The following is an 8,412-nucleotide window of genomic DNA, read 5'->3' as shown; positions in this document are numbered from 1 at the left end:
ATGCAGCAGACACAAAAAAGAAACAGGGAATTAAAAAAAAATATAATTAGCTAATTATCTTAACAATTGCTCAACCTCTTCGCGCAATTTAGGGAGATCCCTTATTATAATTGCCCAGATAATATCATCAGAAACACTGTCGTAACCATGCGCTATTCTATTTCGCGTATCAACAATCCGTCTTGAGTTTGAAATTTCGATTTCAGGATTTACAGCCAGTATACGATTTACGGCCTCACCAATGATTTCCAGATTACGCTCGATAGCTCTTTTGGATTTCAGATCATTCTGAAAATCCTGAAAAATCTTTTTTTCTGGCAAAAAGAGATGGATCTCATCCAATGCCTGCTTAATATCCAGCAACCAAACCTTAATTTCCTTCGCCATAAACAAGCACTTTAGAATGGTCAATACGCTGTTGCAGATATTGATTTTTCATGGCCCGTTGTTCAAGTAAATCAATAGGTCGATTAAACAACTGTTCAAGCTGAAATTTTAAAGCAAAATAATTATCCGAATAGGCGATAGGATCTCTACCCTCGATATCCACTAAAAAATCGATATCACTCTCCGGCTTTAATTCATTTTGAGTAATGGAACCAAAAGCAAATAATGATTTCACTTTGTATTTCGCACAAAGCGCAGCAATCTGTCCGATATGAGTTTGTATCAAATTCACCTTTACAAATATACGTGTTTCACATCACTTTTGATACTCAAACATCTGCTAAGGAACATCAATAACTAATCAATGTCGCCGTAACGCCATCACTGGTGACCAGTCCCGAAAATTGGAGTCCTGCCTTCTTGGCCTGATCAATCAGATTCAAAATCATTTTATTTAAACGATCGGCATTTACAATGGGGTGCGTAAGCCGATTGGCGGCGTTGAGGGAAATGGTTCCCACTTCCTTGTACGCAGAGGTGGGTCGACTCTTAATATAAATATCCACCCCCTGCATGTTTACGGGGCGACCCTTTATGCGTTCATCCACTCCCGGTGTTCCCGAATAGCGAATTACCGAAGCCATTTTTGCATCGGAAGTAATCAATGCCTGCACATTCTTTTTTCTTCCCTTACGCAAAGCACGCTGCACCAAACGATCGATGGGACCATCAATTCCCATAATCACGCCAATAGCGCCAATGCCCACATAGGTTGAATTATCGTACGAAGTTTTTACCACCAGCACTTTTTCATAAGCAGCTACAGGTTCACACATGATAAAAACAGCTAATCCGGATTTGGTTTCTACAATGGCTTCGCGCGTTTGCGAATAGCGGAACGAAGAAAGTCCCAACACCAAAATCAGAGAAAGAGAAAGTAAAAACAATCGTTTCATCGGTTCATTTTTTTTACAATGTATTCAATAATTGAACCAAAAAAATGAGCTGAAACAGGATAAGGATTTTTTTATCTCTACGGACTTTGATTCCGCATTTCGGAGGTCAAACCAAAACAGAAAAAACACTGAAAATCATCACCTTAAATGTTAATTGACAGTTTTTTAATCAACAATTGCTTATTTTTTAATCATTATTTTTATTTTTGATTTCCTTCAGTTTTAGCTTTTATGGAACGCAATATTGTACATATGGATCTCGACTCCTTTTTTGTTTCGGTGGAGTGTTTGCTCAATCCGAAATTTATCGGGAAGCCACTCATTATCGGGGGCACGAGTGATCGCGGTGTGGTATCGTCGTGCAGTTACGAGGCGCGTCGCTTCGGTGTGCATTCGGCCATGCCGGTGCGAATGGCGAAAAAGCTTTGTCCGGACGCTCTCATTGTACGCGGCGATTACGAAAACTACACGAAGTATTCGGGAATGGTAACGGAGATCGTAAAAGAATCGGTACCGGTGTACGAGAAAGCTTCGATTGATGAGTTTTATGCCGACTTAAGCGGGATGGAACGATTTTTCAGCAGCTATAAATTAGCCATTGAGTTGCGTCAGAAAATTATCCGCGAAACGGGATTGCCGATTTCATTTGGATTATCGCAGAATAAAACGGTATCGAAAGTGGCCACGGGTGAAGCAAAACCGAATGGTCAACGCAAAGTAGATTTCGGTTTGGAAAAACCATTTCTCGCTCCCTTATCCATTAAGAAAATTCCGATGGTGGGCGAAAAAACGTACACACTCCTGCGATCGATGGGTGTAGAAAAAGTGCAAACACTGCAGCAGATGCCACCCGAAATGTTGCAATCGGCATTGGGAGAGCACGGACTGCAAATCTGGGAACGCGCGAATGGAATCGACAACAATCCGGTGGTTCCCTATTCCGAAAGAAAATCTGTTTCTACTGAATGTACGTTTGAGCAGGACACCATTGATGTGGATCAGTTGCGCATGAAACTGGTAAGCATGTGCGAAGAACTCGGTTTCTCCTTGCGCAAAGAAGAAAAATTATGTTCCTGCATCACCGTAAAAATCCGCTATTCGAATTTCGACACTCACACGCGGCAAATGATGATTCCCTATACGGCTATTGACGAACACCTGATTGCACGCGCAAAAGAATTATTCGATCGTCTTTATGAACGACGCATGCTGGTTCGACTCATCGGCGTAAGGGTGAGTCACCTCGTAAGCGGCCGGCAACAAATCAACTTATTCGAAGACACCGAAGAAAAAATCAATCTCTATCTCGCCATGGATAAAATCAACAAAAAATACGGCGCCCAAACCATCCGCCGATCCTGCTAAAAAACAAAACACCATAAACAACTCACAAAACAACAACAAATCACATCACTACTTAATTCCTACTTCCTCTCCCACTCTCAAACTCAAACTTTCACACTCTCACTCTCACTCTCACTCTCTCCCGCCCACTCCCCATGTACCTCAATTGTCACAGCTACTATTCCCTCAAATACGGAACGCTCTCGGTGGAAGAGTTGGTGCAGGAAGCCGTGCGCTGCGGGGTGAGGGAAATGGTGTTGACCGACATCAACAATACATCGGCGGCATTTGATTTTGTGAAGGAATGCGAAACACACGGTATTCGTCCCGCCCTCGGAATTGAATTCAGAAATGAGCAGGATGAAATTTTATACATCGGACTTGCGCACAACAACGAAGGTTATGCCGAATTGTGCAGAATGCTTAGTAAAAAATTACAGGATGAAGAAGAGTTACCGGAAGAAGCGCCCGCATTAAAACACTGCAGTTTTATTTATCCGCTGGAGAAAAAAGACTGGAATACATTGCGAAAAAATGAATACATCGGAATACGGCTGCATCAGATTAACCGCCTTATACAACTTCCATTCCGGGAGCAATCGCACAAAATGGTGATGTGGCAACCTGTCACCATAAAACCATCGAAACAAAAAGACCATTACCACCTGCACCGCTTATTGCGCAGTATTGATAAAAACATCCTCATCAGTAAACTGAACAGCGAAGAACATGCGCGCGACAATGAACACATGATGAGTGAAAAAGAACTACGCGAAAAATTCATTCTCTTTCCGGAAATCCTCATCAACACCGAACAACTCATTGCACAATGCAGCATACAACTCGAATACAAAAGCGTTAAAAACCGAAAACACTTCACGAACAGTGCGGCAGACGACCGCTCTTTATTGCATAAACTGGCGCAGGAAGGAATGGAATACCGCTATGGTAAAAAAAACAACGAAGCACGATTGCGGGTTGAAAAAGAATTGCGCATTATTGAGGAGCTCGGATTTTCCGCTTATTTTCTCATTACATGGGATATCATCAAATACGCACAAAGCCGCGGATATCACCATGTGGGAAGAGGTTCCGGCGCCAATAGTATTGTGGCCTACTGCATGGGAATAACCGATGTTTGTCCCATCGAACTCGATCTGTATTTCGAACGCTTTATCAATCCGCACCGTACTTCGCCACCCGATTTCGATCTCGATTTTTCGTGGGACGAACGCGATGTGATTATCGATTACATTTTTAAACGATACGGAAAAGAATACACGGCACAAATTGCCACCTACACCACATTCAAAGGCAGCTCCATCATTCGTGAACTCGGTAAAGTATTCGGATTACCCAAAGAAGAAATCGACGCACTGGCCGATCATCCGGATCAGCTGGAACAACGCGACAACATCACCCGTGCCATTTTTAAATTCGGAAAAATGATGGAGAATTTTCCGAACTACCTCGGCATTCACGCCGGTGGAATAATTATTTCGGAAAAACCACTCTACCACTACACCGCACTGCAAATGATGCCCAAAGGATTTCCCATTGTGCATTGGGACATGTACGTAGCGGAGGACATCGGTTTTTACAAATACGATATACTGAGTCAACGCGGGCTGGGTCACATTAAAGACGCCGTAGAAACCGTGTTGCGCAATCAGAAAATTCACATCGACATCCACGATGTAAAACTGTTTAAGCGCGATGCAAAAGTGAAACAACAAATACGTTCCGCCAATACCATCGGATGCTTTTACATCGAATCACCCGCGATGCGGCAATTGCTTACCAAACTGCGGTGCGACAACTACCTCACCCTGGTGGCCGCCTCGTCGATTATTCGTCCGGGCGTTGCCTCTTCGGGAATGATGAAAGCATACATCGAGCGGTTTCATCATCCGGAAAGTTTCGAATACCTGCATCCGAAGATGAAAGAATTACTCAGCGAAACATACGGCGTAATGGTGTATCAGGAAGACGTGATAAAAGTGGCGCATCATTTTGCGGGAATCGATTTGGCCGATGCCGATATTTTACGAAGAGCCATGAGCGGAAAATACCGCGGCAAAGGAGAAATGGAACGCATCACCGAAACCTTTTTCCGCAATTGCAGGGAACGCGGTTATCCCGAAGAAATCAGTAAAGAAGTATGGCGACAAATTGAAAGTTTTTCGGGTTACTCCTTTTCCAAAGCACACTCCGCCTCATTTGCCGTAGAAAGTTTCCAGAGCCTCTATCTGAAAACTTATTTTCCGCTCGAATTTATGGTGGGCGTCATAAACAACTTCGGCGGATTTTACCGCACCGAACTTTATGTGCACGAAGCCCGCATGAGCGGTGCAAGCATCGAAGCACCCTGTATCAACAAAAGCAAGTACCTAACCGATATCGAAGGACAAACCATCTGGCTTGGATTTGTGCACATGACCCATCTCGAAAAAAAAAGCATTCAGCTGCTACTCGAAGAACGAAACGAAAACGGACCCTACCAGTCACTCAGCGACCTCGTAGAACGCATTCCCATCGCTTTAGAGCAACTTATTCTCCTGATCCGGGTTGGTGCGCTACGATTTAGCGGAAAGAGCAAACAAGAGCTTCTCTGGCAGGCGCATTTTATGTTTAACGGAAAAAAAAGAAGTAAGCCCAGCAACGATTTGTTCCGCACCGGGGTGAAGCAATTCGATTTACCGGCATTTGATGAACATCCTTTACAGCAGGCCTACGATGAAATTGAATTACTCGGATTTCCACTCTGCGGATGGTTCGAGCTGGCGAAAACTTCGTTCCGCGGCGATATAGGTGTTGAACAAATGCGGGAACACCTCGGTGAATCGCAACGCATGTTGGGATACCTGGTAACCACCAAACCCGTTCGGACCAAACGCGGCGAGCTGATGTATTTCGGTTGCTTTATCGATCATCATGGAAAATTTTTCGACACCGTACATTTCCCCGATACATTGCGGCAATATCCCTTTAAAGGAAACGGTGTTTATCTGCTGAAAGGAAAAATTGTAGAAGAATTCGGAGCCTGCAGTCTGGAAGTAGAAAAAATGGAAAAAATGGGACTGAGGGAGATTCAGGGGGAGTGAGGGGTGGGTTGGGTAGTAGGTAGTGGGTAGTGGGTTGAGGGTAGTGGGTAGTGGGTTGTGGGTTGAGGGTAGTGGGTAGTGGGTTGAGGGTAGTGGGTTGAGGGTAGTGGGTTGAGGGTAGTGGGTTGAGGGTAGTGGGTTGAGGGTAGTGGGTTGAGGGTAGAAAGGCGGTAGAAAAAAAAGGAGTGATGAAATGGTAGTACACACTGCGCGTCATTCAGGGTGGAGCTTGGAATCGGAGGATTGCGGGGTGGGCAAACCATTTAGACAAAAGAACACTAATTGATTCCCCTTGTTTCTTGTGGAAGTGAATTATTCTTCAAATTTAAACACGATACAAACTAAAGGTTTCACTAAGAATTTTAAAGAAGGGTGAAAGCTTCTCTTAATTAGTCGCATTCATAGTTCGAACAGAAAAATATTCATTTCCCTCATACCGTTTCAACAAACAATCCTTTTTAGGGATGGTAATAACTTTCAAAATTGAAGGAAATGGGAATGATTGAAAAGTTGATTTTTTTTGTTTTGAACTTTAAAAGAAAACCTTATTGTTCCACATTAGTCTGTTTCTGATAATAGTTAAAAATCGGATTCTTCCTTTTTAGTATATAAATCTCATCAGTACGATCAAAGGCCAGTCTAATTGCTGGAATATTTTCCCCTTTGATTGACACCTTGTATAAAGGATCATATATGAGCCCTACTTTATTTGCATTTCTAGGGTCTTTTAACAAGTGACTTTCATATAAGGAAGAATCAAGATAAATGAAATCATAGAAAATAATACTTCCGTAGATTTCATTTTCCTTATCGCTTTGGAAATATTCAAATTTTTTAAAATTGGAATCGGAAGGTATTTGCGAAAAAATCTGCCTGTAATTATTTGAGTCTAATAACTCTATACAGTTTCCTTCAGAAGAGCAATATGTTCCTAAAAAAAGAATATTACTTTTTTTTGAGTTGCAACCAAAATTTAAAAGCATGAATAGAAAAAAATACTTCTTGAAATCCATATTAATGTTATTTAGAAATTATTGAATTTAAATCTATTTGCCAAAAAAACTCTTGTTTAGTGGTACCCATTGGGCTATATATCCCCTGTTTTCTATCCTGATCTTGAATTGGCCCTTCTGAGACACCAATAAATATCAATGCTCTAGCTAGAATAGCTGCTGAATGAATTGTATAATAATCAACCACTCTAATTGTCAAGGTATTTCCGGTTTTTGTTACATACATTGTAAATGAACCTCGCGTAAATTCTGCTAAATTACCAATAATCAATGAGGACTTATGATAGGAGACACTTTTTAAACCAGCATTATCTGGACTGTAGGGTATTTGAAAAGGATATTCAATCCCGTCCTCAATTCTCCCCGCTGGTTGGAGTCTGTCGGCGTGGCTAGCGCGTTTGCGACTTCAACCATGAATTTTCGATTTATTCACGTAAATAAGACTTATGCTCTTCCCGTAGAAATTTAAATATCAGAAAAATCAGGTTGTAAAATAAAAATTCCTCATTGTATACTTGTGGAAGGGGAACAAAAGGGTTTTCAAGGTAAAAAATCGGTGATCAAAACGAAATCCAATTATTAACTTTTGCGACAGTAAATTGGATCGATGTTTTTACACGGAAAGGATATAAAGATATAATCGTTGATAGTTTGAATTATTGCATTATGCGCAAAGGGTTAGAATAATATGCATATGTAATTAGGAGTAACCATGTGCATTTGGTTGCAAGAGCAAAAGAAGGATTCAGCCTTTCTGATATTCTTCGAGATTTTAAAAAGTTTACAACCACTCAAATAATCAAATCACTTTATGAAGAACCGGAAAGCCAAAGGGAATGGCTGTTAGAAAAATTTAAAAGTGCTGGTGCAGCAAATGGTAAAAATAGAATTTATCAAATATGGGGGAACGATAATCATCCGGTATTTTTGATACAACCAGATATTATTTCACAAAAAATAAATTATGTTCATCAAAATCTCGTCGAGGAAGGACTTGTTGAGAAAATAGAAAATGATCCCTATTGTAGCGCTCGGGATTATTTTAATGATAATGGATTAGTCGAGGTAACGGTAATTGAATTTAGTGCGTTGGGAAGGAATAAATTTTAATTTTAATTTTGCTAACTTTGAGATTGAAAGGTTGAAGTTATCCCTTCGCTGAAGACTCCAACCAGCCGGGGGCAGAATTATCAACCATCTTAAAGGAGGATTCTTAAACAAAAAGGCAATTGATGAAAGAATAAAAAAAATATTAAACTCAACAGTTGCAGAAGGCACAGAAGGTGAAGAAGCGAGAAAAAAGTTCAGCGATTACACTTCAGACACTAGAAAATCAGGAACATTAAGGTTAAGAAAATTAGACAATAAATAAATAAGACAAAAATATGCAAAGGTTGTTTTTATGTTTTTTATTTTTTTTTAGCTCAATTATTGTAAATAGCCAATCTGTGTACAAGGATACAATTTCTCTTAGAGAATACGATCTAGCTACAAATTTTGTGTCTCATCAGATCCACATTAGAAAAAAGATTCAAATTGAAAAAACTATTAACTGGGAGATTCAAATGCGAAATGGAAGAATTGCAGACACACTTAAATTTAATTTGT

At 40.8% G+C, this 8,412-nt stretch carries 8 protein-coding genes; 3 read left to right on the top strand and 5 right to left on the bottom strand.

The annotated features are described in order from the left end of the window. Window positions 1-54: 54 nt before the first annotated feature. The 3 genes from K1X56_14205 to K1X56_14195 are packed head-to-tail and all read right to left on the bottom strand — an operon-like array spanning window position 55 to window position 1,343. Complete coding sequence (locus K1X56_14205; protein MBX7095870.1) at window positions 55-387, bottom strand: DUF86 domain-containing protein; 333 nt, start codon at window positions 385-387, stop codon at window positions 55-57. Continuing rightward, window positions 371-679 carry a nucleotidyltransferase domain-containing protein gene (locus K1X56_14200; GenBank protein MBX7095869.1) on the bottom strand — a complete coding sequence of 103 codons (309 nt, stop codon included), beginning with the start codon at window positions 677-679 and terminating at the stop codon, window positions 371-373. The genes K1X56_14205 and K1X56_14200 overlap by 17 nt, the downstream gene beginning before the upstream one ends. Window positions 680-737: 58 nt before the next feature. Then, a complete protein-coding gene (locus K1X56_14195) occupies window positions 738-1,343 on the bottom strand; it encodes a hypothetical protein (GenBank protein ID MBX7095868.1) in 606 nt (201 codons plus the stop codon). Between the two features lie 231 nt (window positions 1,344-1,574). Here K1X56_14195 and dinB point away from each other — a divergent pair, with 231 nt between their 5' ends. Continuing rightward, complete coding sequence (gene dinB / locus K1X56_14190) at window positions 1,575-2,708, top strand: DNA polymerase IV (protein MBX7095867.1); 1,134 nt, start codon at window positions 1,575-1,577, stop codon at window positions 2,706-2,708. Window positions 2,709-2,842: 134 nt separating this feature from the next. Beyond that, window positions 2,843-5,791 (top strand): DNA polymerase III subunit alpha, encoded by a 2,949-nt coding sequence (dnaE, locus tag K1X56_14185; protein MBX7095866.1) that lies wholly within the window; start codon window positions 2,843-2,845, stop codon window positions 5,789-5,791. A gap of 545 nt (window positions 5,792-6,336) precedes the next feature. Here dnaE and K1X56_14180 read toward each other — a convergent pair. Then, window positions 6,337-6,804 (bottom strand): hypothetical protein, encoded by a 468-nt coding sequence (locus K1X56_14180; GenBank protein MBX7095865.1) that lies wholly within the window; start codon window positions 6,802-6,804, stop codon window positions 6,337-6,339. 7 nt (window positions 6,805-6,811) lie between these two features. Further along, window positions 6,812-7,075 (bottom strand): hypothetical protein, encoded by a 264-nt coding sequence (locus K1X56_14175; GenBank protein MBX7095864.1) that lies wholly within the window; start codon window positions 7,073-7,075, stop codon window positions 6,812-6,814. A gap of 443 nt (window positions 7,076-7,518) precedes the next feature. Between K1X56_14175 and K1X56_14170 the strand changes: the two genes are divergently transcribed. After that, complete coding sequence (locus tag K1X56_14170; GenBank protein ID MBX7095863.1) at window positions 7,519-7,914, top strand: transposase; 396 nt, start codon at window positions 7,519-7,521, stop codon at window positions 7,912-7,914. Window positions 7,915-8,412 lie beyond the last annotated feature (498 nt).

The sequence above is a fragment of the Flavobacteriales bacterium genome (assembly GCA_019694795.1).
Classification (GTDB): domain Bacteria; phylum Bacteroidota; class Bacteroidia; order Flavobacteriales_D; family UBA2798; genus UBA2798.
Note: the sequence above shows the minus strand (reverse complement) of the source record. Positions and strands in the feature narration are given on the sequence as shown.

What these genes read in the sequence shown, in the direction of transcription:
- K1X56_14205 (MBX7095870.1), bottom strand. Translation starts at nt 387, where the DNA reads ATGGCGAAGGAAATTAAGGTTTGGTTGCTGGATATTAAGCAGGCATTG.
- K1X56_14195 (MBX7095868.1), bottom strand. Translation starts at nt 1,343, where the DNA reads ATGAAACGATTGTTTTTACTTTCTCTTTCTCTGATTTTGGTGTTGGGA.
- dinB (MBX7095867.1), top strand. Translation starts at nt 1,575, where the DNA reads ATGGAACGCAATATTGTACATATGGATCTCGACTCCTTTTTTGTTTCG.
- dnaE (MBX7095866.1), top strand. Translation starts at nt 2,843, where the DNA reads ATGTACCTCAATTGTCACAGCTACTATTCCCTCAAATACGGAACGCTC.
- K1X56_14180 (MBX7095865.1), bottom strand. Translation starts at nt 6,804, where the DNA reads ATGGATTTCAAGAAGTATTTTTTTCTATTCATGCTTTTAAATTTTGGT.